The organism is Lacunisphaera limnophila (assembly GCF_001746835.1).
GTDB lineage: Bacteria > Verrucomicrobiota > Verrucomicrobiia > Opitutales > Opitutaceae > Lacunisphaera > Lacunisphaera limnophila.
In genome coordinates this window covers 1744282-1768085 of the sequence record NZ_CP016094.1, presented here as the reverse complement: position 1 = coordinate 1768085, position 23804 = coordinate 1744282, and the positions used below count along the sequence as shown (strand labels likewise).

General features: G+C 68.0%; 24 protein-coding genes. 11 read left to right on the top strand and 13 right to left on the bottom strand.

What is annotated here, in order from left to right; translation table 11 throughout:
• Window positions 1-41: 41 nt before the first annotated feature.
• The 3 genes from Verru16B_RS07335 to Verru16B_RS07325 all read right to left on the bottom strand — a co-directional run bounded on the left by Verru16B_RS07335 (window position 42) and on the right by Verru16B_RS07325 (window position 3645).
• Window positions 42-518, bottom strand: a complete 477-nt coding sequence (locus Verru16B_RS07335; RefSeq protein WP_069961669.1) for a hypothetical protein — start codon at window positions 516-518, stop codon at window positions 42-44.
• A 158-nt stretch (window positions 519-676) separates the two neighbouring features.
• Window positions 677-2518: a DUF885 domain-containing protein gene (locus Verru16B_RS07330; RefSeq protein ID WP_069961668.1), complete on the bottom strand. Its 1842-nt coding sequence runs from the start codon at window positions 2516-2518 to the stop codon at window positions 677-679.
• A 104-nt stretch (window positions 2519-2622) separates the two neighbouring features.
• Window positions 2623-3645: a Gfo/Idh/MocA family protein gene (locus Verru16B_RS07325; protein ID WP_069961667.1), complete on the bottom strand. Its 1023-nt coding sequence runs from the start codon at window positions 3643-3645 to the stop codon at window positions 2623-2625.
• A 215-nt stretch (window positions 3646-3860) separates the two neighbouring features.
• Between Verru16B_RS07325 and Verru16B_RS07320 the strand changes: the two genes are divergently transcribed.
• Both Verru16B_RS07320 and hpf read left to right on the top strand, forming a co-directional pair.
• Entirely contained in the window at window positions 3861-6191 is a 2331-nt protein-coding gene (locus Verru16B_RS07320) for a Tex family protein (protein WP_069961666.1), read from the top strand.
• Between the two features lie 173 nt (window positions 6192-6364).
• Complete coding sequence (gene hpf, locus Verru16B_RS07315) at window positions 6365-6748, top strand: ribosome hibernation-promoting factor, HPF/YfiA family (protein WP_069961665.1); 384 nt, start codon at window positions 6365-6367, stop codon at window positions 6746-6748.
• 98 nt (window positions 6749-6846) lie between these two features.
• Here hpf and Verru16B_RS07310 read toward each other — a convergent pair whose 3' ends face one another.
• The 4 genes from Verru16B_RS07310 to Verru16B_RS07295 form a co-directional block, all read right to left on the bottom strand.
• Window positions 6847-7590: a TerC family protein gene (locus tag Verru16B_RS07310; protein ID WP_069961664.1), complete on the bottom strand. Its 744-nt coding sequence runs from the start codon at window positions 7588-7590 to the stop codon at window positions 6847-6849.
• Between the two features lie 97 nt (window positions 7591-7687).
• A complete protein-coding gene (locus tag Verru16B_RS07305) occupies window positions 7688-8641 on the bottom strand; it encodes an AEC family transporter (RefSeq protein WP_069961663.1) in 954 nt (317 codons plus the stop codon).
• 115 nt (window positions 8642-8756) lie between these two features.
• On the bottom strand, window positions 8757-10073 hold the full coding sequence (locus Verru16B_RS07300) for a BaiN/RdsA family NAD(P)/FAD-dependent oxidoreductase (RefSeq protein ID WP_069961662.1): 1317 nt from the start codon (window positions 10071-10073) through the stop codon (window positions 8757-8759).
• A 124-nt stretch (window positions 10074-10197) separates the two neighbouring features.
• The gene (locus tag Verru16B_RS07295; protein WP_157772322.1) at window positions 10198-10620 is read right to left on the bottom strand and encodes a hypothetical protein; all 423 of its coding nucleotides are present in this window, start codon (window positions 10618-10620) and stop codon (window positions 10198-10200) included.
• 157 nt (window positions 10621-10777) lie between these two features.
• Between Verru16B_RS07295 and Verru16B_RS07290 the strand changes: the two genes are divergently transcribed.
• Complete coding sequence (locus tag Verru16B_RS07290; RefSeq protein ID WP_069961660.1) at window positions 10778-11152, top strand: metallopeptidase family protein; 375 nt, start codon at window positions 10778-10780, stop codon at window positions 11150-11152.
• Between the two features lie 104 nt (window positions 11153-11256).
• Window positions 11257-11943: a lipid-binding SYLF domain-containing protein gene (locus Verru16B_RS07285; protein ID WP_069961659.1), complete on the top strand. Its 687-nt coding sequence runs from the start codon at window positions 11257-11259 to the stop codon at window positions 11941-11943.
• Between the two features lie 170 nt (window positions 11944-12113).
• Here the strand turns inward: Verru16B_RS07285 and Verru16B_RS07280 are convergent, their stop codons facing one another.
• Window positions 12114-12614 carry a CinA family protein gene (locus Verru16B_RS07280; RefSeq protein ID WP_069961658.1) on the bottom strand — a complete coding sequence of 167 codons (501 nt, stop codon included), beginning with the start codon at window positions 12612-12614 and terminating at the stop codon, window positions 12114-12116.
• A gap of 84 nt (window positions 12615-12698) precedes the next feature.
• Here Verru16B_RS07280 and Verru16B_RS07275 point away from each other — a divergent pair, with 84 nt between their 5' ends.
• Window positions 12699-13169: a hypothetical protein gene (locus tag Verru16B_RS07275; protein ID WP_069961657.1), complete on the top strand. Its 471-nt coding sequence runs from the start codon at window positions 12699-12701 to the stop codon at window positions 13167-13169.
• 7 nt (window positions 13170-13176) lie between these two features.
• Here the strand turns inward: Verru16B_RS07275 and Verru16B_RS07270 are convergent, their stop codons facing one another.
• Genes Verru16B_RS07270 through Verru16B_RS07260 form a run of 3 tightly spaced genes read right to left on the bottom strand, consistent with a single transcriptional unit; the run spans window position 13177 to window position 15403 of the window.
• Window positions 13177-14097, bottom strand: coding sequence for a carboxylesterase family protein (locus tag Verru16B_RS07270; RefSeq protein ID WP_069961656.1), 921 nt, complete (start codon window positions 14095-14097; stop codon window positions 13177-13179).
• A gap of 17 nt (window positions 14098-14114) precedes the next feature.
• Window positions 14115-14651 carry an SET domain-containing protein gene (locus Verru16B_RS07265; RefSeq protein WP_069961655.1) on the bottom strand — a complete coding sequence of 179 codons (537 nt, stop codon included), beginning with the start codon at window positions 14649-14651 and terminating at the stop codon, window positions 14115-14117.
• The gene (locus tag Verru16B_RS07260) at window positions 14648-15403 is read right to left on the bottom strand and encodes an exodeoxyribonuclease III (RefSeq protein ID WP_069961654.1); all 756 of its coding nucleotides are present in this window, start codon (window positions 15401-15403) and stop codon (window positions 14648-14650) included. The genes Verru16B_RS07265 and Verru16B_RS07260 overlap by 4 nt, the downstream gene beginning before the upstream one ends.
• Before the next feature lie 254 nt (window positions 15404-15657).
• Here Verru16B_RS07260 and Verru16B_RS07255 point away from each other — a divergent pair, with 254 nt between their 5' ends.
• Together Verru16B_RS07255 and Verru16B_RS07250 are read left to right on the top strand one after the other, a co-directional pair.
• The gene (locus tag Verru16B_RS07255; RefSeq protein ID WP_237023485.1) at window positions 15658-17175 is read left to right on the top strand and encodes a PLP-dependent transferase; all 1518 of its coding nucleotides are present in this window, start codon (window positions 15658-15660) and stop codon (window positions 17173-17175) included.
• A gap of 70 nt (window positions 17176-17245) precedes the next feature.
• A complete protein-coding gene (locus Verru16B_RS07250) occupies window positions 17246-17536 on the top strand; it encodes a DUF167 domain-containing protein (protein WP_237023484.1) in 291 nt (96 codons plus the stop codon).
• 118 nt (window positions 17537-17654) lie between these two features.
• On the opposite strand, the gene Verru16B_RS07245 is transcribed toward Verru16B_RS07250, so the two are convergent.
• Both Verru16B_RS07245 and Verru16B_RS07240 read right to left on the bottom strand, forming a co-directional pair.
• Window positions 17655-18722: an alkene reductase gene (locus Verru16B_RS07245; RefSeq protein ID WP_069961652.1), complete on the bottom strand. Its 1068-nt coding sequence runs from the start codon at window positions 18720-18722 to the stop codon at window positions 17655-17657.
• Between the two features lie 174 nt (window positions 18723-18896).
• The gene (locus Verru16B_RS07240) at window positions 18897-20210 is read right to left on the bottom strand and encodes an MATE family efflux transporter (protein ID WP_237023483.1); all 1314 of its coding nucleotides are present in this window, start codon (window positions 20208-20210) and stop codon (window positions 18897-18899) included.
• Between the two features lie 89 nt (window positions 20211-20299).
• On the opposite strand from Verru16B_RS07240, the gene Verru16B_RS07235 reads away from it, so the two are divergent.
• From Verru16B_RS07235 to glpK, 4 genes are read left to right on the top strand one after another with little or no spacing between them, the layout of a single operon-like run.
• A complete protein-coding gene (locus tag Verru16B_RS07235; RefSeq protein ID WP_069961651.1) occupies window positions 20300-21166 on the top strand; it encodes an EamA family transporter in 867 nt (288 codons plus the stop codon).
• A gap of 22 nt (window positions 21167-21188) precedes the next feature.
• Window positions 21189-21551 carry a hypothetical protein gene (locus Verru16B_RS07230; RefSeq protein WP_069961650.1) on the top strand — a complete coding sequence of 121 codons (363 nt, stop codon included), beginning with the start codon at window positions 21189-21191 and terminating at the stop codon, window positions 21549-21551.
• Complete coding sequence (locus Verru16B_RS07225) at window positions 21548-22249, top strand: trimeric intracellular cation channel family protein (RefSeq protein ID WP_069961649.1); 702 nt, start codon at window positions 21548-21550, stop codon at window positions 22247-22249. Before Verru16B_RS07230 ends, Verru16B_RS07225 begins: the two co-directional genes overlap by 4 nt.
• A gap of 60 nt (window positions 22250-22309) precedes the next feature.
• A complete protein-coding gene (glpK, locus tag Verru16B_RS07220; RefSeq protein ID WP_069961648.1) occupies window positions 22310-23791 on the top strand; it encodes a glycerol kinase GlpK in 1482 nt (493 codons plus the stop codon).
• The last annotated feature ends 13 nt before the right edge of the window (window positions 23792-23804 follow it).

Sequence of the window (23804 nt, the reverse complement as noted above, 5' to 3'; positions counted from 1 at the left end):
TCGCGGTATGCTGGTCCGGGCTTTGGGATCCTTTCGCGGCCTCACTTGCTCACCCGTGTCAGCGTCAACACATAGGACTGTTCCTTGCCATCCTCCCCGTTCCAGCGCTGGGTGACCGTGACCGTTTCCGGCGAGATCCGCTCCCAACAGAACGAGCTCGGGGCGTTCATCGGCTCGAAACAGGCCTTGGTATCGGTCAGCGACACCGCCTTCCAGGTATACCGACCCCAAGTCGAGAGGATCACGCCGTCCTGCAGCGTCACCGTGCTGCCGTCCTTGCGCTCGCTGAAGCTGGCGTCGCCATGCCGGTTCGCCTCGAACCGCGTCGGACCGGTCAGAACATACTCCTCGAAGAACTCCTTTCCGTCGGGACCGATGCCCTTCCAGCGACCTTCCAAGAACCGTATCCGCGCAAACTGGGCTTCATCAAACAGGCCCGTAGCCAACGGCGGCGCCTCGCCGGAGGCAAAGACCATCAGGCTGAGGTAGAGCGGGAGAAGTCGAAGGGAGAGGATCATGGGTATGGGGGGGGCGACCGGACGATGAGTTCTTCGGGGTGAAGCGCCGATCCGATCGCTCTGTGTTCGTTGGGTCTATCTGTGGTTAAAGCGGCCCTGGGTACCAGCCCGGAAAGGACCGACCAAGGTCGGCCCCGGCCACGGATCCGCACCCCGGCTCAGCCCTGCTTCCGCGCCGCGATCCACGCCCGTACATTCTCCTCGAGCAGGTTCAGCGGCAGCGCCCCGTTTTTCAGCACGAGGTCGTGGTACGCCCGCAGGTCGAACTTCGCGCCCAGCTCGGCCTTAGCCTGCTCCCGCAGTTCGAGGATCTTGAGCATGCCGACCTTGTAACCCGTGGCCTGGCCCGGCCACACGATGTACCGGTTGGTCTCGGCCAGCGTCTCCACCGCCGAGGCGGCCGTGTTGGCGCCGAAGTAATCCAGCACCTGCTGCCGCGTCCAGCCCTTGGCGTGCACGCCCGTGTCCACCACCAGGCGCACGGCGCGTAGCAGCTCGTCCGAGAGCCGGCCGAAATCCTGGTACGGATCCGCATAGAAACCGAACTCCTTCGGGAAATACTCCGCATACAGCGCCCAGCCCTCGGCGTAGGCGTTGTAGCCGCCGAAGCGCCGGAACTTCGGCATGTTCTCGAGCTCCTGCGCGATCGCGATCTGCATGTGGTGGCCGGGGATGGCCTCATGGTGCGCCAGCGTCTCCAGCTCCCAGATCGGCAGGCCGCGCATGTCGTGGGTGTTGACGTAATAGATGCCCGGCCGCGAGCCGTCCGCCGATGGCTGGTTGTAGAACGCCGCGGCCGAGCCTTTCTCGCGGAAGGGCTCGACCTTCTTCACCACCAGCGGGGCCTTGGGCTTCACGCCGAAGAACTCATCCAGCCGCGCCGTCATCGTGGCGATGGCCGCCTCCGCCCGCTGGATGTAGGCGGCACGGCCCTCCTCGGTGCTCGGGTAGCTGAACTGCGGGTCGTCGCGCATGAATTTCAGAAACGCCGCCAAATCCCCCGTGAAACCGGTCTGCCGCGCAATCGCCATCATCCCCGCATGGATGCGGGCAACTTCCCGCACGCCCAGCGTATGCACTTCGTCGGCGCTCAGCGCCGTGGTCGTGTGGCTGCGTAGCATGAAGTTGTAGTAGTCGCGCCCCTCGGGGTGCTTCCAGACACCGTCGTCGTCCGTCGCGACTTTCGCCTGCGCCTCGAACAGCGCGATGAGCTTCTCATAGGCGGGCCGGACCGACCCGAGCAGCGCCGTCCGCGCCTCGTCGACCAACTGCGGCTTGACGTCGGCCTCGGTCTCGGGGAGCGCCGCCACCTTGCCCTGGAAGTCCTCCAGCAGGACATTCCTCGTCTCCGAGGCGTCGAACGGCATGCCCGTCAGGATTTCCCGGCATGACTCGATCAGCAGCGGATAGACGAATTTCGGTGGCTGGATGCCCCGCGCGGCCTGAGCTTCGGCCCGGGCGATCAGTTGGTCGAACATCCGGGGCATTGCCCGCAGGCGGGCGATGTAGGCGCGGGCGTCGGCCACGGTCTCCACGGTGTGAAAGTTGATCAGGAAGGCCGGCGCGTCGGTGTGCTGGCCGCCCATCTGCGTGAACACGTAGTCGTGGTTGCGCCACTTCCAGCCCTCGATAGTCTGCTCGGCCTGCGTCACGAACAGCCGGTAGCTCATCTGCGTCTGCTCATCCAGCCGGTCGAAATCGATCGTGGCCTTCAGCGCCGCCAGCTCCCGCACCGTGATCGCCAGCTCGGCCAGCCGGTTGGCCTCCGAGAAATCATCCCACTTGTCCTGGTCCTTCTTCAGCCCGAGGTAGCCCTGCATGAGCGGGCTGCGGTCCACGCTCTCGTCAAACACCCGGTCGAAGAAGGCGTTGGCCTTCGCCGATTCGGCGGCGATCCGCTCGGCCGTGACCGCCTCCCGGGTGATCGCCGACGTCGCGGCCAGATTCAGGGTGATCGCGGCCGCCAGCGCCGCACCGGTGCACAGGGAACGAAATTTCATTGGCCGGGATTGTGGGGCACCTGCCACCCCCGCGGCAAGCCCGGTGCGATGAACGGCGGGCCTGCGGGAGGATCGGTCCTCCGGCCGACCCTCCGCGGAAACGGTCAGGCATACCTCACCCCGACCTCCCGCAGCCACCGGTCCAGCAGCCGCGCCGTGCCCAGCGTGTCGGCATGCGTCGCCAGCGGCACCTCACGCGCCCCGCGGGCGAGGGTCGCGGCGAAGGCATCGGCCTCGTAGGCGTACAAGCCCACTCCCGGGCTCCGGATGACGATCTCCTCCGTCGCCCCGTCGCGCCGGTGCAGGCTGATTCTCTCGTCCTGCCCGAGCAGGCCCGGGACGAAGGGCTGGGGTACATCTATCCACCCGGTGGTGCCGTGGATCTGCACCGAGTTGTCGTTGAGCACGGTCGCCCCGCACGAGAGCTCGGCCACGATGTTGCCCGGGAACTTCGCCACCGCCGTGGCAAAATCATCCGTCCCCACCTCCGGGCGCACGTGCCCGGTGCCGTGGAATTCCTCCGGCTCGACGAAATCCTGCCCGTGCACCGCCCCCGCGATGTGCCGCGAGTACGTGACCGGGTAGCAGCCGAGATCCAGGATCGTGCCGCCCCCGAGCTCCTTCTTGAACATCCGGTGCTCCGGGTTGAAGCCCATCATGATGTTGAACGAGGCCCGGATCAACCGCACCTCGCCAATCGCCCCGCTCCGCACCAGCTCGACCACCTTCCGCGTCTGCGGGTGAAAGCGATACATAAACGCTTCCATCAGCAGCACATCGTGCTGCTTCGCCGCCGCCAGCACGCGCTCGGTGTCGGCCAGGCTCAGCGTCAGCGGCTTTTCGCACAGGATGTGCTTGCCCGCCTGCGCCGCCTTGATCGCCCACTCCGCGTGCCACGGATGCGGCGTGCCGATGTAGACCGCCTCGACCTCCGGGTCGGCCAGCAATGCCTCATAGCTGCCGTGCGCCCGCACCCCGCCGAAATCCGCGGCGAATTTCTTGGCATCCGCCAGCTGCCGGGCCCCCACCGCCGCCAGCCGCCCGGTCTGCGACTGGAGCAGGTCGGTGACAAATTTCCGCGCGATCCACCCCGTGGTGAGGATGCCCCAGTTCAGCTTTTTGGCCATAAGGCGAGTGAAGCCCGCCGGGGGACGCCGTCAATGGTCGCCCCGCATAAATCCCCACACTCATGAGTCCCGTGCAAAACCCCGGCCCGACTTTCAAATCTTGCTGATCGGGTTGCTTCGGCCATGGGCCTTTGGCGCTTGGATTATTGCCCCCATCGGGGCGATTTCCCGGTTGCACGCGGCGCCCCGCCCGCTCCACTCGGCGGCTTCCCCTCATGGCTTTGCCCAATCCCGATCACGTCCTGCTCCTCGCCACGGAGCTCAAGCTCAAGGTCCACCAGGTCGCCGCGACCGCCCAGCTGCTCAACGAGGGCGCGACCGTGCCGTTCATCTCCCGCTACCGCAAGGAGGTCACCGGCGAGCTCGACGAAGTGCAGGTGACTGCCATCCGCGACCGCCTCGAGCAGATGGCCCAGGTCGACGAGCGCCGCGCCGCCATCCTCTCCTCGCTCAAGGAACGCAACCTCCTCACCCCCGCGCTTGAGGGCGCGATCGCCGCCGCCGACACCCTCACCAAACTCGAGGACCTCTACCTCCCCTACCGCCCGAAAAAGCGCACCCGCGCCACCATTGCCAAAGAGAAGGGCCTCGAGCCGCTCGCCGACCTCCTCTGGGCCCAGGATCCGGCCACCGACGCCCTCGCCGCCGCCCAGGCCCACGTCGGGCGCGAGTTCATCCTCGACGACGGCAAGGCCACCCCGGGCAAGATTGAGAACGCTGAGGAGGCCTTCGCCGGCGCCCGCGACATCCTCGCCGAGCGCATGAGCGACGACGCCCAGGCCCGCGAAAAACTGCGCCTCGTCTATCGCGCTTCGGCCACCGTCTCGTCCAAGGTCCTCTACGGCAAGGAAACCGATCCCGAAGCCGCCAAGTTCAAGGATTACTTCGACTGGTCCGAGCCCCTCGCCAAGGCCCCGTCCCACCGCGTGCTCGCCATGCGCCGCGGCGAGAAGGAAGGGTTTGTCATCATGCGCATCACCCTCGCCGACGAGCTCACCGCCGTCGCCGAGGTCGAGCCGCTCTTCGTGAAGAACCGCTCCTCCTGCGGCGAACAGGTCCGTCTCGCCGCCACCGACGCCTGCAAGCGCCTCCTCTGCCCCGCCCTCGAGACCGAGATGCGCATCGAGTCCAAGAAACGCGCCGACGAGGCCGCGATCAAGGTCTTCACCGACAACCTTCGCGAGCTCCTCCTCTCCGCCCCGCTCGGCCAGAAGGCCGTCATGGCGATCGACCCGGGCTTCCGCACCGGCTGCAAGACCGTGCTGCTCGACCGCCAGGGCAAGCTCCTGCACAACGATGTCATCTTCCCCGACCGCCACGCCGAGGAGGCCAAGGAGAAGCTGCTCGGCTTCGTGAAGTTTTTCTCCGTCGAGGCCGTCGCCATCGGCAACGGCACCGCCGGCCGCGAGACCGAGTCCTTCGTCCGCGCCCTCGGCCTGCCGCCGCACATCCCGGTCGTCATGGTCAATGAGTCCGGCGCGTCCATCTACTCCGCGAGCGACGTCGCACGCGAGGAATTCCCCGACCACGATCTCACCGTCCGCGGTGCCGTCTCCATCGGCCGGCGCCTCATGGATCCGCTCGCCGAACTCGTGAAGCTGGACCCCAAATCCATCGGCGTCGGCCAGTACCAGCACGACGTCGACCAGCCCGCCCTCAAGCGCTCGCTCGACGACACTGTCGTCAGCTCCGTCAACGGCGTCGGCGTCGAGCTCAACACCGCGTCGAAGCAGCTCCTCAGCTACGTCTCCGGCCTCAACGCCACCACCGCCGCCGCCATCGTCGCCCGACGCAACGAAAAGGGTGCGTTCAAGACCCGCGCGGAACTCCTCGACGTGCCCCGCCTCGGCCCCAAGGCCTTCGAGCAGGCCGCCGGCTTCCTCCGCATCCGCGACGCCGCCCACCCGCTCGACGGCTCCGCCGTCCACCCCGAACGCTACCCGCTCGTGGAGAAAATGGCCGCCGACCTCGGCGCCACGGTCGCCGATCTGGTCCGCGAGGATAAGCTGCGCAAGCGGATCAAACTCGAGGCCTACGTCACCGCCGAAGTCGGCCTGCCCACGCTCAAGGACATCATGGCCGAGTTGGCCAAGCCCGGCCGCGACCCGCGCGAGAAGTTCGAGGCCTTCAGTTTTCAGGAGGGCGTGAACAAGCCCGAGGATCTCAAGCCCGGCATGAAGCTCCCCGGCCTCGTGACCAACGTCACGGCCTTCGGCGCCTTTGTTGACATCGGCGTCCACCAGGACGGCCTCGTGCACGTCTCCCAGCTCGCGGACAGTTTCGTGAAGGATCCCGGCGAGGTCGTGAAGCCGCAGATGAAGGTGATGGTCACGGTCACCGAAATCGACCTCCCCCGCAAACGCATCGCCCTCTCGATGCGCAGCAACCCCGTGCTCGGCCCGAAGACGCCACACCAAGGTGGAACCCGTCCTCCGGGCGGGTTTGATCGGAACGCCCCGCGCAGCACCCCGCCCCCCCGTCCCCCCGCCGCTCCCCAGTCCCTCAACGGCGACTGGTTCACCGCCGCGCTCAACAAGAAGAAGTAGGTGGAACCCGCGCGAAGCACGGGTTCGCTCTCCGGCCGGGGCCGCGCTCACGCCACCCGCGCCCTTTTTCCCGCACAAGCCCGCCTGATCTGCCATATTCCAAATCCTGCAACTTGAATTCGCGGCGACGATTCCACGCCACCTTTCCCCGGTAGCCGGGTCAGGATCTGGGTATGACCCCCGATAAACCCCACGCCATCGACGAATCAAAGTTCATCATCCGCGGCGTCCATCTGGACCTGACCGACGCCCTTCGCCAGATCGCCATGGAGAAGGCCGGGCGCCTCCTCCGCCACAACGACCACATCATCCGCATCCGCCTCGACCTCGAGCACGACAAGACCCGCGGCAACGCCGACCAGTTCATCGCCAAGGGCCGGATCGAGATCGGTGGTCCCGACCTCATCGCCAGCGCCCACAGCGACGACGCCTACAAGTCGATCGACCTGCTGGTAACCAAGCTCGACGCCCTCCTCCGCGAGCGCCACGGCCTGCGCAAGGACAAGCGCAACCACCCGCACGCCGCCGAGCTCGACTCCGATCTCCCGAAGGTCTGAGCCGTCGCCGCAGAGAGCCAGCGAGCTTGCTCGCGCTCGGCCTGGGCCCGGGCGCTGCCGCCACCGGGGGGTCGCCGCTTGCGGCGACCCTTTCCCCATCACCGGTACGGCTGATGCAGCTCGACCGGCTTGGCCTTGGCGCGCAGCTTCAGGTTGAGCATCTCGACGCCGAAGGCGAAGGCCATGGAGAAGTAGATGTAACCCTTCGGGATGTGATGCCCGAGCGAATCGCCCACCAGCATCACGCCGATCAGGATCAGGAAGGACAGCGCCAGCATCTTCAGCGTCGGGTGCCGGTTCACAAAATCGCTGATCGCTCCCGCGAAGGCGAGCATCACGCCCAGCGCGATGACAACCGCGGTGATCATCACCCACAGCTGGTTGGCCATGCCCACCGCTGTGATGACCGAGTCGAGCGAGAATACGATGTCGAGCAGGAGGATCTGGATGATCGTGGACTGAAAGGAGGCCCCCTTGCTGCCACTCGTGGCGTGGCCGTCCTCCCCTTCGAGCTTTTCATGGATCTCCATCACGCTCTTGCCGATCAGGAACAGGCCGCCGATCAGCAGGATCAGGCTCTTGCCCGTCACATCCACCTGCATGACCGGCAGCACAAAGAGCACCTTGGTGAGGCTCATGACCCAGGTGATGCTGCACAGCAGCAGGATCCGGGTGACGAGCGCCAGCATGAGCCCCGTCTGGCGGGCCTTGGCCTGCTGGTCCTTGGGCAGCTTGCCGGCCAGGATCGAGATGAAGATGACGTTGTCGATGCCGAGTACGATCTCGAGCGCGGTCAGCGTCAGCAGCGATATCCAGATTTGGGGGTCAGCGAGAAATTCCATGGTGGTGTGGTGGTCGCGGAGTCAGCCCGAACCCCCCCGCCCCGTCAATCCGCCATCCCGTCCCCCGGTTCGTGACCAAACCGGCCGGTCCGGTTCCTCACGGCGCCAGCCCCGCGAAGGCCAGCCCGAACTTGATCCATGCGGGGATCGTGAACACCGCCAGGGCCGTCGTGCCGAGGATGATCTGCACGGCGATGAGCGGCCGCCCGCCATAAATGCGGGCCACGATCACCGAGATGACCGCCGCCGGCATCGCCGCCTGGACCACCAGCACCTGCTTCAACTCGGTAGTCACCGGCAGGTAGCGGGCCGCCAGCAGGAACACCCAGGGCAGTACCGCCAGCCGCACCAGCCACGCGGTCAGGATAATCCGCGGATTGGCCAGCTGCTTGGGATCATTCAGGTGCGGGGCGAAGCTGGCCCCGGTCATCAGCAGGCCCAGCGGCACCGCGCACACGGCCAGGGCATGCACGAAGGTCCACACCACCTCGGGTATATAAACGCCCGCCCCGGTGAGCTTCACCACCAGCGCCACCGCCAGCGCCAGCAACGGGGCGTTCAGCAACTTGCGCCAGGCCGCCCGCGGCGACTCGCCCGTCACGATCAGCACGCCCGTCGTCCAGATGGCCGCCTCGACGCCCGCGTTGTGCATGAACAGCCAGGCCCGGCTCTCCGGGCCGAACAGCGTGTCCATCAGCGGCAGCGGCAGGTAACCGTAGTTGGTCAGTCCGACCGCCAGCGCAAACGTCCGCAGCCCGTGCCCGATCGTCAGCCCGAGCGCCCGCGCCACATACCAGCCCACCCCGAGGGAAAAGGAAGTCAGCAGGAAGCCCATCAGCGGCGGCAGGAGAACATCACCCGCCCCGCTGACGCTGGCCCGGCGCACGACCGACTCGAAAATCAGGCAGGGCGTCAGCACGCGCACGATCAGGTTCAGCAGCGTCTCCTCCCCCGCCTCCGAGATCCAGTTCATCCGCCGCAACGGCAGGCCCAGCCCGATCAGCGCGATCACCGGCGCCACCGCGAGGAACAACTGGCCGTAGGACATCATGCAGGAGGACAGAGGACAGACGACGGCCGCCGGAAACAACTCCAATTTCCCCGTCTCCTCCGGTGGAACCTGACCTCGGGCAGGTTGGCTTGCTCAGCCACCCCGTCCTCTATCCTCAGACTTCCGTCGCCGCGCTCATCGCCACCCCCGCCAGATACCCCGTCGTCCACGCGTTCTGAAAATTAAACCCGCCCGTGACGCCATCCACGTCGAGGAACTCCCCGGCGAAATACAGCCCCGGCACGAGCCGGCTCTCCATCGTCTTGAAATCCACCTCACTCCGCCGCACGCCGCCACAGGTCACGAACTCCTCCTTGAACGTGCTCTTCCCGTCCACGGCGAACTCCGCCTCACACACCTGGGCCGCCAGTCCGCGCAACGCCGGGTTCCCGATCCCCGTCCAGATCGCCTCGGGCGCGAGCCCGGCCGCCGCCACCAGCTTTTCCCACAACCGCGACGGCAGACCCACCGGACACCAGGTGGTGATCTGCTTCTTCGGGTTCGCCGCCCGCGCCTGCTCCAGCGCGGCCCGCGCCGTCTCCGGGTTGTATTTCGGCGCCCAGTTTACCCGCAGCGTGAACTTGTAACCGCAGTCGTGCAACGACCGGGCCCCCCAGGCCGAAAGTTTCAGGATCCCCGGCCCGCTTAAACCCCAATGCGTCACCAGCACCGGGCCGCGCTCTTTCAGCCCCTCGGCTTTGCCCGGGGCCCTGAGCCTGTCGATGGGTTTCTGGCCCACCACCTCCGTGGCCGCCTCCTCCACCGACACCCCCGCCAAATCTGCCAGCCGCGGATCCTTGATGTTGAAGGTGAACAACGACGGCACCGGCAGCTCGATGGCATGCCCGAACTGCTCTGCGACGGTGAACCCCGCGTTGGACCGGTTCCCGCCCGCCGCCAAAAGCAGACGGTCGCATGCGACCGTCTCACCCGTGCTGAGCGTCAGTCGGAAGGTGGAGCGCGTTGCCCCCAACGCGTTTTCTTTGGTCGCCCCGTCGGCGACCACCCGCTCCACGCCCTTCACCCCGCAATTCGTCCGGATCACGACGCCGGCCTGCCGCGCGGCACCCAGCAGGCAGTCAACGATCGTCTGCGAGCTGTCGGTCACCGGAAACATCCGCCCGTCCGCCTCCGTTTTAAGTTTCACGCCCCGCGTCTCGAACCACTCGACCGTGTCCCGCGGCTGCCAGCGCGAGAACGCCCCGAGCAGCTCCCGCGCCCCGCGCGGGTAGCGCTTCACCAGCTCGCGCGGCTCGAAACACGCATGCGTCACGTTGCACCGCCCGCCGCCCGACACCTTCACTTTCGCCAGCAGATGCGCGGTGGCCTCGTAGATCGTCACGGTGCTTTCCGGGGCCGCCTCCGCCGCCGTGATGGCCGCGAAAAAGCCCGCCGCCCCGCCCCCGACGATCGCGATGTGCCGTTTGCCCATGTCCAGACAGCGTGCGGCGGCCCGGGCGGGTTGTCCATTGTCCAAATAAAAGCACCGCAGCTCCCGGCTGCGGTGCTCGTGTCGGTGGCTCCCAGGCTCGCCGGGGAAAATAACCGGCGCCCGCTTACTCGCGCCCTTCCTGGCGGTGCTCCCGCCGTTCCTTGCGTTTCTCCCACTTGCCGGCGCGTTCCTCCATCTGCGCGCGCATCTCGTCGGCCTTGACCTTTTGCTCGGGCGTGAGGATCGCATGGCGCTGGTCGCGATACTTCTCGTGAATCGCCTTGGCCTTGGCGCGGTGCTCTTCCTTTGCGCCCGCCGCACTGGCGCGCAGCGCGTCCAGCTCGGCTTTTTCCTGCTGGGTGATTTCCTTCATCTTCACCTTCTGGGTCTCATCGAGGCCGAGTTTCTCGGCCATTCTTTCGGCGCCCTGGTGCAGGCGCTCGCGGCGTTCCCCCATGGGGGCTTCGGGTTTGTCCGCGGCCCGCAGGGCGGGCAGGGCGGCTAGGGTGGCTCCCAGGAGGAGCAGGGCCATACGTTGATTTTTCATGGATTGAATTTGGTTCGGGCACCGAGACGCCGGCCCTCCCCGCTGGTTTCGCGGGCCGAAAGATTATCCCTCCCGCGCCCCCCCCTGGTCCGCCCAGACTCGTTTGCGCCTTGGCTCCGATTGGTTGATCCTTGTTACTGGCCCCCCTGCCTCACCTGTGAATTTTGACCGCCTCACCACCCTCGCCCGCGAGGTCGTCACCGCCGCCGAGCGCCGCCTGCCGGCCGAGGTGCGGGCCGCCGCCGCCCAGGTGCCCGTCTGCTACGAACCCTTCCCCAACGAGGCCATCGTCGCCGAGGGCTGGGAACCCGACATCCTTGGCCTGTTTGTCGGCCACACCCACGGGGCCGGCCTCCAGTCCGACGAAACACCCCTCCCGCCCCAGATCCTCCTCTTCCTCGAGAACCTCTGGGACTACGCCGAGGGCGACGAGACCCTCTACCGCGACGAGGTCCGCCTCACCTACCTCCACGAACTCGGCCATTACCTCGGCTGGGACGAGGATGAGGTCGCCAGCCGGGGTCTGGAATGACCCCACCCCGGGCGGCCAACTAGGGCTAGCATTCCCGGGACGAATGTGTTTAGTCCCAGCAAGTAACCCGGCACCCCGTGGCCGGCTTGCTGTCCTCTCAACCAATGAAGAAGTTTCTCCTCGCCCTCCTTTCCCTCGCCGCCCTCGCGGTCACCCTGCCCGCCGCCAGCGGTCTTTCGCGTGACAGCGTCATCACCCAGCTCGATTCCTGCGAAGCCATCCTCCAGGAAATCCAAGGCAACGTGAAGACCGCCATCCCGGCCGAGGTCCTCCGCCGCGCCAAGGGCATCATCATCGTCAACCAATTCCAGGGCGGCTTCATCTTCGGCATCAAGGACGGCTACGGCGTCGCCCTCGTCCGCCGCCCCAATGGCAAGTGGTCCGTTCCCGCCTTCCTCAAGGCCGGTGAATTCAGCTTCGGTCTCCAAGCCGGCGCCAAGGCGATCAATGCCGTCTACGTCCTCATGGACGACGACACCGCCCGTCTGCTCTTCCGCAACCGCATGAACCTCGGCGCCGACGCCCGCGCCGTCGCCGGCATCCGCGCCAGCGAGCGCGAAGCCGTCAGCAAGGCCCTCCCCGGCGACGCCAACGTCTACATCTACTCCACCCAGGAAGGCCTCTACCTCGGCGCCACGATCAAGACCGGCTACCTCTCGCCCAACCAGCAGGCCAACGAGCTGTTCTACAACGCCAAGCACCGCATGCCCGAGCTGCTCTACAGCGACTGGGTCACGCCCCCGCAGGACGCCCGCTTCCTGATGGACTACGTGACGCGTCTCACCAACTGAGCCGCCCCACCCCTCTCAAACCCGCCGCACCCCGGCGGGTTTTTTTGTGCCTGTAGGGCGGGGTCGCCGACCGTGTCAGCCATAGCCTCGGCGACGGCTGAACCCCGCCGCGAACGTGATATCGCGTTCGAACAAAGGCGGGGTTCGGCGACCCCGCCCTACACTCAGAGTCAATTCTCCGCCCGCACTTCCCGCAAATAATTCACCAGTTCCACCAGCACCGCCTCGGCCACCCGCTCCTGCACCGTCACCCGGTCCGCTCCCGGCACCTCGATGAACCCCGACAGCACCACCGCTGCCCCGCGCCGCTGGTGACAAATCGCCCACCACGCCTGCGGGATCCGGATCTTCTTCCCCGGCGCTGGCTCCGCGTAACCCGTCGTTGCCACCGCCAGGTCGGCCCCGAACAGCTTCGCCGCTCCCGCCGCCATCTCCACCGCGACGCGCTGCGACACGCAGTCCACCGCCCGCGCATGCGCCCGGTTCACCCCGAGCAGGCGGACCTTCTGCGCCAGCGAGTATGCCGTCACCCCGCCGAGGAAATACCCCGACGCGCCCGCCACCGCTGCAATGCGCGCCTGGACGTGCCCGGCGGTTAGGCTTTCGGCCACGGCCAGCGTGAGCGCCGGGCGGCGCAGGAGAAGGGGCTTCAGGTCGGCGGCGTTGCTCATGCCCGCAGGCTGGCGTCCGCCGCCCCGGGAGGCACGCCTGTTTTCGCCGTGTCTTTTCCCCGCCAATCGTGTTTGGCTCCCTTCATGAAGCTCCACGTCCTCCTTCTTGTCCTCCTTTCCGCCGTCACCCTCGGCGCCGCGCCCTACCGCGTGGGCGACACCTTCGAGCCTTTCACCACCAAGGACCAGCATGACCGCCCGTACACTTACGAGGGCGGGGCGCGCCTCATCGTCGTCTCCTTCGAAATGGGCGTCGGCAAGGCGGCCAACGGCTTCTTCGAGGAACAGCCCGCCGATTTCCTCGCGAAACAGCAGACCGTCTTCATCGCGAACATCTACGGCATGCCGGGCATCGGCCGCACCTTCGCCCTGCCCAAGATGCGCCGGTACCCCCACCGCATCCTGCTGGCCGACGCCGAAAACTTCCTCGCCCGCTACCCGGAGCAGGAGGACAAGCTGACCGTCCTCAGCCTCGATCCCGCCGGCCGGATCACGGCGATCCGCTTCCTGAATCCGAAGAAGGAACTCGCCGGGATCTTCGCCCCGGCGAAGTGAGGCGACCTTACTTGGAGTGGGACAGGAACCAGCGGTAGAGATCCTCGCCCGCGTAGGTCCGGATCCACGTGTCATGGCCCATGTCGGCCTCGATCGTGAATCGCACGTCCGGGTGCCCGAGTTTCTCCAGCTCGTTTAGCAGCGGATAAAAATGCCGCACCGGTACGCCGGCATCGCGCCCGCCCGCAAAGACCCACAGCGGCAGCTTCGCCTCCGCGATCGGCGCCGCCATCGCGGGCACGCCGTACCCGACGACCGGGGCGATGGCCGCGAATTTTTCCGGATGCTTTGACGCCAGGTACCAGGTGCCGAAGCCACCGAGGCTGATGCCGGTGAGGTACACGCGTTGCGGGTCTCCCTTGTACTCGGCCATGACCCGGTCCAGCTGGCTCATCACCTCGTCGGCGAGGACGTTCCAGCCCCGCGGGTTGCTCTCTATGTTGATCCGGTTCGCCGGGAGCTCCGCGGAGAGCTGGCCCTCCATCGGGTCGCGGCCGGTGTAGTGGGGCGGGTACGGGTGGATGCCTTCGGCCATGCGCTGCGGGATCTCGGCCCGCGTGCGGTTCTTGATGTAGCTCACCTCGCCCTGGTCGTGCATCGGCATCTGCGGCGAGATGATGACAAACGGCAGATCCCGTTTCTGCGCCCATGCCTCGAACAACGGGCCGTGCTTCAGCACGTAATCGAGCTCGCCTTTGCCATCCCCCCGTTCGCCGTTGCCGTGGAGAAAGAGCATCACCGGCCACTTGTCCTGTTGGTCGAAGCCCCGTGGCAGATAGACGAAATAATCCCGCTCGGCGTTGAGCGCCGCGCTGTGGTACGAGACGCGCAGCAGCTGGGGGGCGGTTTGGGCGGCGGCGGTCACGGCGAAAACCGCGACCCAGGCCGGCAGCAGGCCGGCGAGAATCTTGCGCAGGGGGTGGGGCATGACCCCACCCAACACCCTCACCCGCGTTGTTTCAACCCGCGACTGCCGCCCGCGAGCACCCGGCGTACCCGCCAGCGTTGCGCCGCGTTGACGATGAACCCCACGCACGTGGCCGCCCCGCACCGGCACGGATGCTCCCGCCAGTCGACGTAATCAAAGCCGTAGTCGTAGGTCAGCTCCTCGCCCTCCGCGATGTCCCGGATCGCCACGATCCAGATGCGTCCCCGCCCGATCTGCACCTCGCAGTTCGGCGCACAGGAATGGTTGATCCGCCGCGCAAGGTTCCACTTCACCCCGCCGTCGATGTCGTGCCGTTTGGTCACATCGAATATATAGACACACCCGTCGCCGCCAGCCGCCAGCCGCGCGAGCCGCTTTTGCTCGCGCCGCCAGGCCTCACCCTTCGTCACGCGCTCGCCGACGTACTCGATGATCCGCTCGCCCGTCGGGATGAAATCACGCGCGAACAACCCGTAGCCATGCACGCCCGAGCGCGCCAGGCGCACCTGACTGGTGTCCACCGCCGGCCTCCCCTTCTTCGGCGCGCGGCTCATTTCAGCTCCAGGCCCACCGGACAATGGTCGCTGCCCTGCACGCCGGCCTCGATCCAGGCGCGCTTGAACCGCGGCTGCAGCGCCGCCGACGCCATGCAGTAGTCGATGCGCCACCCCACGTTGTTGGCCCGGGCGTTGGCCCGGTACGTCCACCAGCTGTAATGGCCCGGCCCTTTCTCAAAGTGCCGGAAGGTGTCGACGAACCCGGCGGCCAGGTAGTCCCGGAAACCCGCGCGCTCCTCGTCGGAGAAACCCGGGTTGCCCACGTTCTCCTTCGGCCGCGCCAGGTCGATCTCCTCGTGCGCCACGTTGAGGTCGCCGCTGAACACGACCGGCTTCTTCTTCTCCAGCTTCCGCACGTGCGCCAGCAACGCCCGGTCCCAGGCCTGGCGGAAACCGAGCCGCGCCAGCTCGGGCTGCGCATTCGGCACGTACACGCCCACATAATAACAGTCGGCAAACTCCGCCGTGATGGCCCGGCCCTCGGCGTCGTGGTCCGGCGAACCGAGGCCGAGCGTTACGCTGAGCGGTTTTTCCCGGGAAAACAGCGCCGTGCCGCTGTAGCCTTTCTTCTGCGCGGCGTTCCACACGATCTCATACCCCTTCGGCCAGACCACGCCCTGGACGTCCCCGGGCTGCGCCTTGACTTCCTGCAGGCAGATCACGTCGGCCCGACTGGCGTTCATCCAGTCCAGCAGGCCCTTGCCCAGTGCTGCGCGCACCCCGTTCACGTTCCACGAAAGCATTTTCATTAGGCACAGTCCGGGCGAATCAGGCCAGACCCGCAAATCCTTTTCTCCCGAAGCCCTCCCCGGGCTGCCAGCGCCCCTGGCCCGTGACTTGGACTCAGGGTGGACGGCGAGCTTGCTCGCGCCACGGCCCCCCGCCCGGCGGCTGTATCGCCCTCATTGTCGTCCGATTGACCACCGTAACCTCCCGCCTTCCGGGTCATGTGACAAAACCCGCAGTTGTCATCCGCCCTCCCGCCCTGAATCCTCCCCACCCTGTGAGCTCCGCCTACTTTCCTCCGCTGCCCCTGGGGCAATCCATCCCGGCCAGTCCACACGCCGTCTCGTGCAGCCTGCCCACCATGCACGCCGTGCGGGGTTACGAGGAAAAGGATCCTGCGATCGTCCGTCAGCTCACCAACGGCTACCCGCGATTCGTCCTCCACCCTTTCACCCGCCGACTGGTCGCGCACCTCACGACCGTCACCCCGGCCCTGCGCCAACGCACGCTGTGGCTGACGTCCTCCGGCGCGATGGCGCAGGCCTTGCTCGCCCACCTCACTCCGGCCCGCGGGGCCGAGCTATACACCCTGCCTGGCCTGCATGGCGTGTCCCATCCGGAATCCCCCGAGACCGCCGCGCTGGCCAAGGTCTTTCTCCAGAACCTCGGCGGTTTCCTCTCCTCCCGCGAGGCCGAGGATCACCTCGTGGCCCTGCAACTCCTGCCCGCGCCCCATCCCGAGGAAGTGTTTGCGGGCGACGCCCCGGCCGAGATTCGCCGCCAGCTGCGCACCGTGCTCCCCGGCACGACCGACGCCGATCTCCTGCTCGCCAGCTGCGGCATGAGCGCGATGCACGCCGCCTTCCGCGCCGTCAACTCCCTCCAGGCCCCGCGCGGCCGCACCGTCTGGCTCCAGCTCGGCTGGCTCTACCTCGACACCATCGCGATCCTCAAGAAGTTCACCGCTCACCCGGCGGACTACGTCTACGTGCGCGAGGTGGCCGACCTCGACGCGCTGCGTCGCATCTTTGCCGCGCACGGCGCCCGCATCGCCGGCGTGGTCACGGAGGTACCGACCAACCCGCTGATCCAAACCCCCGACCTGCCCGCCATCGCCGCCCTCTGCCGCGAACACGGCGCCCGCCTCCTCGTGGATCCCTCGATGAGCTCGGTGTTCTCCCTCGACGTCCTGCCCCACGCCGACCTGGTCGTCAGCAGCCTCACCAAATACACCGCCAGCGAGGGCGATCTCACCGCCGGCCTCGTCGCGGTGAATCCCGCCGCTCCCGCCGCCGCGGCCCTCCGCTCCGCCCTCGCCGGCACGGCCGAGCCGCTCTACGCCCGGGATGCCGCCCGCCTCGCTTGGCAGATCGGCCAGACCCCCGCTGTGCTGGCCCGCATCCAGGCCGCCACCCCGTCGGTCGTCGCCTTCCTCGAAAAACACCCCGCCGTGAAGGCGGTCTTCTGGGCCCTGCAATCCGGCAGCCGCGAAAATTACCTGAAGCTGGCCCGCACCCCCGATGCTACCGGCGGTATGATCACCTTCACTCTGCGCAATCCGGGCGGGCTAGAGAAATTCTACGACCGCCTTCGCCTCCCCAAGGGCCCGAGCTTCGGCATGAAGACCACCCTCATCTGCCCCTTCATGTACCTTGCGCACTACGACCTCGTCACCACGCCCGCCGGCCTGGCCGAGCTCGCCGCCAGCCGGCTCGACCCCGACCTCCTGCGCCTCTGCGTCGGGACCGAGCCCGTTGACGAAATCATCCGCGCCCTGTCCGAGGCTCTGGCCTGACCCCAACACGTCACTTAATAAGTGACATGTTGGGGCCCCGCCCTTCCCCTTCGAATCGATGGTGAAATCTGTGGCCAAAGTCCCTGCTTCGCCCGACCACGCCTGCACCCTCGAGCTGAAGATCATCCCCAACGCCCCGCGCAACGAGGTCGTCGGGTGGCTCGGCGCCGCGTTGAAGGTCAAGATCCACGCCCCTGCCCTCGAGGGCCGCGCCAACGACGAACTGCTCGCCTTTCTGGCCGAGACGCTCGGCGTCCCGCGCCGCAGCGTCACGCTCCTCCGCGGCGACAAGTCCCGCCAGAAGGTCGTGCAGATCACCGCTCTCGATGCCGCGACGGTCCGGCAAAGACTGCAGGTCTGATCCTCTCCCCGTGGGCGGCCAGCTTGCTGGCGCCACGAGCACCTTGTAAGACCATGGCGCGAGCAAGCCCGCCGCCCACCCGTCCGATCCGTCTGACCCTCCGGCCCACGGGGGCCCCTCACGCCGGCAGAAACGGGTAGTCAATGTACCCCTGCGGCCCCGCCGAATACAGCCGGGCCTCATCCACCGCATTCAGCGGCGCGTTCAGCAGAAACCTCCGCGGCAGGTCGGGGTTGGCGAGGAACGGCAGGCCGTACGCGATGGCGTCCGCCCGACCGCTCTGCACCGCCGCCTCACCGGTCTCACGGTCGAAGCCGCCGTTCAGGATCAGCGCGCCGCGATAATGCTGCCGCACCACCCGGGCCAGCTCCGCCTCACCCGGCGCGTCGTGCCGCGCGTGCCGCAGATGCAGGTAGGCCGCGCCGCGCAACTGCAGCTCCTCCGCCACGTGCGCCACCAGCGCCGGCGCATTGCTGTCGACCATGTCATTGAAGGCCACGAGCGGCGAAATCCGCACACCCACCCGTCCGGGGCCGAACACGTCGATGGCGGCGTCGATGGCTTCGAAGAGCAGCCGCGCCCGGTTCGGGATGCTGCCGCCGTACTCATCCGTCCGGTCGTTCACCCCGTCGCGCAAAAACTGGTCGAGCAGGTAACCGTGCGCCCCGTGCAGCTCCACCGCGTCGAAGCCGGCCGCCCGCGCGTTCTCCGCGCCGCGGCGGAAAAGCGCGATGATCCCAGGCAACTCGTCCGCCCGCAGCGGCCGCGGCACCGGATAGGCCTGCTTGCCCTGCGGCGTGTGGATGGTGTCGCCTTGGATCGCTTTGTTCGACGAAGAGATCGGCTGCAGGCCGCCATTCAGGTCCGGATGCGTCGCCCGGCCTGGATGCCAGAGCTGCAGCGCGATGCGCCCGCCCGCGGCGTGCACCGCCGTCGTCACCTTCCGCCACCCTTCCACCTGCGCGGGGCCATAGATGCCGGGTTCCCAGCCGAAGGCCCGGGCGTCGCCTGCCACCATCGTGGCCTCGGCGATCAGCAGCCCCGCCGCGGCGCGCTGGCGGTAGTGCTCCACGATCAGGTCCGTCGGCACGTGCTGCGTGTCGGCGCGCACCCGGGTGAGCGGCGCCATCAGGACGCGGTTGGGCAGCAGCAGGTCCCCGGCGGAAAGCGGCGTGAGCAGTTTCATGGCCCCGAACCATGCCCAACCCGTCCCGTTTCGCCAGTCGCCGCCCGCACAAAAATCAATCCCCTCTCCTGCCCCCGGTCCAATGTCGCCGCGCCGGAGCTTCTTCCCAAGCAAGGCGGGCTCGCCGCGCCGTAACCCTTCCCCGAAAGCAGGCGGGCTCGCCGCGCCGAAGCTTTAGCGAAGGCGGGTGAGCCGGTGGAACCGCCACACCAGCAACACCGCCGCGCACGCCAGCCCGATTGCCAGGCCGCTCCAGATGCCGATCGGTCCGAGCGGGGTGTGGAACGCCAGCAGGTAGGCCACCGGCAGCGACAGCACCCAGTAGGCGATGAAGGTGATCACGGTCGGGATCTTCACGTCGGTCATGCCGCGCAACGCCCCGGCCGCCACCACCTGCCCGCCATCAAACAACTGGAATACCGCCGCCACCACCAGCAGCCGCGCCGCCAGTTCCACCACCGGGCCATCCGGCGTGAAGCCCCGGGCCAGCAGCGTCCCGGCCAGGGTGAAGACCGTGGCGAAACTCAGCATCACCAGGCTGGAAAGCCCCAGCGACCCGAAGCCAATCGCCCGCAGCACCTCGGGCCGGCCCTCGCCCCGCGCCTTGCTGATGCGGATGCTAGTGGCCATCGCCAGCCCCAGCGGCACCATGAAGGTGAAAGCCGCGCAGCTCAGCGCAATCTGGTGCGCCGCCAGCGCAGTCGCGCCCAGCCAGCCCATCATCAGCGCCGCCGCCGTAAAGGCCCCCGATTCAAACAGCAGACTGCCGGCCGCGGGCACGCCCATCTGCATCATCGCCCGGAATTTTGCCTGCTCCAGCCGGCCGGCCGGCGCCTGCTCCCGGCGCAGCCAGATCGCGATGGCCGCCACGGCCAGGATCCGCGCCAACAGCGTCGCCACCCCCGAGCCGGTGAACCCCAGCGCGGGCGCCCCCAGGTTGCCCCAGATGAACATCCAGTTGAGCAGCGCGTTGAGCGCCACATCGGCCAGCATGATGCTCGTGCCGACCCACGGCCGGCCCAGCGCATCCAGATACTGGCGCTGCACCTGGAAATAAAACACCGGGATCAGCGACAGGGAACAGAGCAGGAAAAACGGCCGCACCACCGCCACCACTTCCGGCGGCTGGCCGAACCGGTGCAGCTGCGTCGACAGCCCGGCCAGCAGCAGGAAGGCGGCGCCTCCTGCCATCAGCGCCAGAGCCCGCCCGTGCTTCAGCCAGCCACCGCAGGCCGCGGGATCACCGGCGCCATGGTCGCGCGCGGTGAACACTCCCACCGGCAGCAACAGCCCGATCCCCACGATGTAAAACAGCCCGAACACCCCGTGTGTGAAGGCCGCCGCCGCCAGCTCCACCGTGCCCACGCGACCAATTAACGCCGCATCCGTGATGCCGATCAGCATCTGGCTCACCTGCCCCACGATCATGGGCAGGGCCAGCGCCAGCGTCAGGCGAAGTTCGCGGGTGATGGCGGACAGTTTAACCACGGGGACACAGAGGTCACAGAGAATGGTTTTGGTTTGAAGCTAATTCATGCTCCGTGTCTCTGTGCCTCTGTGGTTAAACCGGCACTGTCATGACGCCCCTCGCCCTCGGCCTCGTTCTCATCGCCGCGTTCACCCACGCGACCTGGAACTACGCGGCCAAGCGCTCCGGCGGCGGCCTGCCCTTCGTGTGGGTCTCCAGCGTCTTCGCGCTCGCCCTCTACTCCGTCGCCGGCCTGGTCTACTGGCTCTGGCGGCAGCCGGTGCTGCCGGCCGGGCTCTGGTGGGTCGTCGTCGGGAGCGGCATCCTGAAGACCATCTACTCCCTCCTGCTCCAGCGCGCCTACCGGCACGGGGACTTTTCCTTGGTCTATCCGCTGACCCGCGGCACCGCTCCGCTGCTCGCCACGCTCGGCGCCATCGCGTTTTTCGGCGAACGCCCCTCCCCGCTCGCCCTCGCCGGCGGCGGCTTGATCGTGGCGGGCGTCTTCTTCCTCTCCGGCGGCCTCCGGATGTTCCAAGCCGACCGGGCCCACCTGCGCCAGGGGATCCTCTACGGGCTCGCCTGCGCGACCTGCGTCGGCATCTACACCGTGTGGGACCAGCGCGCCGTCTCCCACCTCCAGCTGCCGCCCATCCTCTATGACGGCGGCACGCAGCTCGTGCTCTTCTCCATCCTCACCCCCTTCGCCCTGCACCGGCGCGACGAGGTCGCGGCGACCTGGCGCGATCACCGCGGCAAGGCCGCACTCGTCGGCCTGCTCAGTCCGGTCGCCTACGTGCTCGTGCTCTACGCCATGAGCTTCACCCCGGTCAGCTACGTGGCGCCCGCCCGCGAGATCAGCATCCTCATCGGCGCCTTCTTCGGCGCGAAACTCCTCCGCGAAGCCGACGCCCCCCGTCGCCTCCTCGCCGCCGCCGCCATGGTCGCCGGCATCATCGCGCTGGCCTTGGGCTGATCCGCCTCGCATCCTGCCCCCCATGCGCCGTTCCAAGGAAATCATCGTCCTGCTCGCCCTGCTGCTCGGGGCCATGGCCTTCGTGCTCTGGTACGTGATCGACCGGCGCGCCCGGAACCGCGCGGCGCCACCCGCCGCCACCGTACTTTTGCCGGCGGTTGCTCCGCAGACCGCTGGAACGGGACAACCCGCCCCGCCGGTGGACCTGACCAAGCACGACGGCCAGACCATCGACTTCTCCAGCGGCCAGCCGGTCGTGAAAAACTCCCCCGAAGACCAGGCCGCGATCGACGCCGCGGCGAAGGATCTGGCCGAGGCCACCCAAGGCGTGACGTTCAAGACCGCTCCGCCCCCGCCGCCCCCGCCTGCGGAGCCCAAACCATGAGCGCTTCCGCCCAGCTCTCGCTTCAGGGCAGCTTCGCCCTGCCCGTGCTCTTCGACCTCGGCGCCACCTTTGCCTTCGCCCTCTCCGGCGCGCTCGCGGCCATCAAACGCCACTACGACATCGTGGGTGTGCTCGCCCTGGCCCTGGTGACCGGCCTCGGTGGCGGCCTCATACGTGACGGCCTCTTCCTTGCGCAGGGCCCCACCCCGCTCCTCACCAACCCCCACTACCTCGAGGCCGTGGTGCTCGCCGCCGTCGGCGGCGTGGTGTTTGGCGCCCGCATCCACCGCTTCGCGCGGCTCATCCCGGTCGTGGACGCGCTCGGTCTCGGCGCCTATGCGGCCTTCGGCGTGCAGAAATCCCTGCTCGCCGGCCTGGCCCCACCAGCCGCCATCCTCGTCGGCGTCGTCAACGCCGTCGGCGGCGGCATCCTGCGCGACCTCCTCTGCCGCGAGGAACCGCTCGTCTTCAAGCCCGGCCAGTTCTACTTCCTCATCGCCCTCGGCGGCGCCGTCGTGTTCCTGTTCTGCACCGCCACCCTCGGCTGGTCCGCGAACCGTGCCGCCATCGCCACCGTCGCCCTCACTTTCGTCCTCCGCAGCCTCACGATCACGTTCAACTGGCGCACCGCCCCCGTCTCCTCCGGCAGCCTCTTCGAGAACGACGACGTCCCGCCCGCCCTGCCGCCAAAGGCCTGACCCCGCTCGCCCTTCCTCCGGTCTCAGGTTTCAAGTCTCAGGTCTCTTCTTCCCCACCCCATGCCCCGCTGCGTCCTCGCCCTCGACCAAGGCACGACCTCGTCGCGCGCCATTGTCTTCGACCGCCGCGGTCGCGCGCGCGGCTCCGCACAGCAGGAATTTCCCCAGCACTTTCCGTCGCCCGGCTGGGTCGAGCATGACCCGCGCGATCTCTGGACCTCCACGCGCCGCACCGCCCTCGCCGCCCTCGCCGAGGCGAACCTCACCGCGCGCGACATCGCCGCGATCGGTCTCACCAACCAGCGCGAAACCACCCTCCTCTGGGACCGCCGCACCGGCCGGCCGCTCCACCGCGCGCTTGTCTGGCAGGACCGCCGCACCGCGGCCGCGTGCGCGAAACTGAAGCGCGCCGGCCTCGAGCCGCTCTTCCGCCGCAAAACCGGCCTGCTCCTCGATCCCTATTTCTCCGGCACCAAGCTCGCCTGGCTCCTCGACCACGTACCCGGTGCCCGCCGGCGCGCGGAACGCGGCGAACTCGCCTTCGGCACCGTCGACACCTGGCTACTTTGGCAACTCACGGGCGGCCGCGTTCACGCCACCGACGTCTCCAACGCCTCCCGCACTCTCCTGCTCAACCTCCGCACCGCCGCCTGGGACCCCGAACTCCTCCGCCTCCTCCGCATCCCGCCCGAGGTCCTCCCCGAGGTCCGCGACAGCAGCGGTTTCTTCGGCGAGGTCTCCACCGTGCCGGCCCTCCGCGGCGTGCCGATCACGGGGATCGCCGGCGACCAACAGGCCGCCCTCTTCGGCCAAGCCTGCTGGCAACCGGGCATGGCCAAGAACACCTACGGCACCGGCTGCTTCCTGCTCCTCCACACCGGGTCGAAACCCGTCGCCTCGAAAAACAACCTGCTCACCACGATCGCCTGGCGCATCGGCGGCCAAACCGAGTACGCCCTCGAGGGCTCCGTGTTCATCGGCGGCGCCGTCGTCCAGTGGCTCCGCGACGGCCTCGGCCTCATCGCGCAGTCCGCCGACATCGAGCGCCTGGCCGCCACCGTCCCCGACAACGGCGGCGTCTACCTCGTCCCCGCCTTCGCCGGGCTCGGCGCCCCGCACTGGGACGCCGGCGCCCGCGGCCTGATCACCGGCCTCACCCGCGGCAGCACCGCCGGCCACCTCGCCCGCGCCGCCGTGGAAAGCATCGCCTACCAAAGCGCCGACCTGCTCGGCGCCATGCAGGCCGACTGCGGCCACCCGCTGCGCGAGCTCCGCGTCGACGGCGGGGCGACCGTCAATCCCGCCCTCATGCAGTTCCAGTCCGATCTCCTCCGCGTGCCCGTCATCCGTCCGCGCACGATCGAGACCACCGCGCTCGGCGCCGCCTACCTCGCCGGCCTCGCCACCGGCTTCTGGAAAAACCGCGCCGAGATCGCCCGCCTCTGGACCGCCGGGCGCACCTTCCGCCCGCAGGCTCCGGCCCGACAAGTCCGCCGGCTCCAAGCCCAGTGGCAGGCCGCCATCGTCCGCGCGCGGGCCTGAAAAGACCCGCCCG

Coding starts and splice junctions, on each gene's coding strand:
- Verru16B_RS07260 (WP_069961654.1), bottom strand. CDS start 15,403: ATGAAAATGCTTTCGTGGAACGTGAACGGGGTGCGCGCAGCACTGGGC.
- Verru16B_RS07275 (WP_069961657.1), top strand. CDS start 12,699: ATGAAGCTCCACGTCCTCCTTCTTGTCCTCCTTTCCGCCGTCACCCTC.
- Verru16B_RS07235 (WP_069961651.1), top strand. CDS start 20,300: ATGACGCCCCTCGCCCTCGGCCTCGTTCTCATCGCCGCGTTCACCCAC.
- Verru16B_RS07270 (WP_069961656.1), bottom strand. CDS start 14,097: ATGCCCCACCCCCTGCGCAAGATTCTCGCCGGCCTGCTGCCGGCCTGG.
- Verru16B_RS07335 (WP_069961669.1), bottom strand. CDS start 518: ATGATCCTCTCCCTTCGACTTCTCCCGCTCTACCTCAGCCTGATGGTC.
- glpK (WP_069961648.1), top strand. CDS start 22,310: ATGCCCCGCTGCGTCCTCGCCCTCGACCAAGGCACGACCTCGTCGCGC.
- hpf (WP_069961665.1), top strand. CDS start 6,365: ATGACCCCCGATAAACCCCACGCCATCGACGAATCAAAGTTCATCATC.
- Verru16B_RS07320 (WP_069961666.1), top strand. CDS start 3,861: ATGGCTTTGCCCAATCCCGATCACGTCCTGCTCCTCGCCACGGAGCTC.
- Verru16B_RS07325 (WP_069961667.1), bottom strand. CDS start 3,645: ATGGCCAAAAAGCTGAACTGGGGCATCCTCACCACGGGGTGGATCGCG.
- Verru16B_RS07285 (WP_069961659.1), top strand. CDS start 11,257: ATGAAGAAGTTTCTCCTCGCCCTCCTTTCCCTCGCCGCCCTCGCGGTC.
- Verru16B_RS07295 (WP_157772322.1), bottom strand. CDS start 10,620: ATGAAAAATCAACGTATGGCCCTGCTCCTCCTGGGAGCCACCCTAGCC.
- Verru16B_RS07245 (WP_069961652.1), bottom strand. CDS start 18,722: ATGAAACTGCTCACGCCGCTTTCCGCCGGGGACCTGCTGCTGCCCAAC.
- Verru16B_RS07305 (WP_069961663.1), bottom strand. CDS start 8,641: ATGATGTCCTACGGCCAGTTGTTCCTCGCGGTGGCGCCGGTGATCGCG.
- Verru16B_RS07280 (WP_069961658.1), bottom strand. CDS start 12,614: ATGAGCAACGCCGCCGACCTGAAGCCCCTTCTCCTGCGCCGCCCGGCG.
- Verru16B_RS07310 (WP_069961664.1), bottom strand. CDS start 7,590: ATGGAATTTCTCGCTGACCCCCAAATCTGGATATCGCTGCTGACGCTG.
- Verru16B_RS07265 (WP_069961655.1), bottom strand. CDS start 14,651: ATGAGCCGCGCGCCGAAGAAGGGGAGGCCGGCGGTGGACACCAGTCAG.
- Verru16B_RS07225 (WP_069961649.1), top strand. CDS start 21,548: ATGAGCGCTTCCGCCCAGCTCTCGCTTCAGGGCAGCTTCGCCCTGCCC.
- Verru16B_RS07330 (WP_069961668.1), bottom strand. CDS start 2,518: ATGAAATTTCGTTCCCTGTGCACCGGTGCGGCGCTGGCGGCCGCGATC.
- Verru16B_RS07300 (WP_069961662.1), bottom strand. CDS start 10,073: ATGGGCAAACGGCACATCGCGATCGTCGGGGGCGGGGCGGCGGGCTTT.
- Verru16B_RS07230 (WP_069961650.1), top strand. CDS start 21,189: ATGCGCCGTTCCAAGGAAATCATCGTCCTGCTCGCCCTGCTGCTCGGG.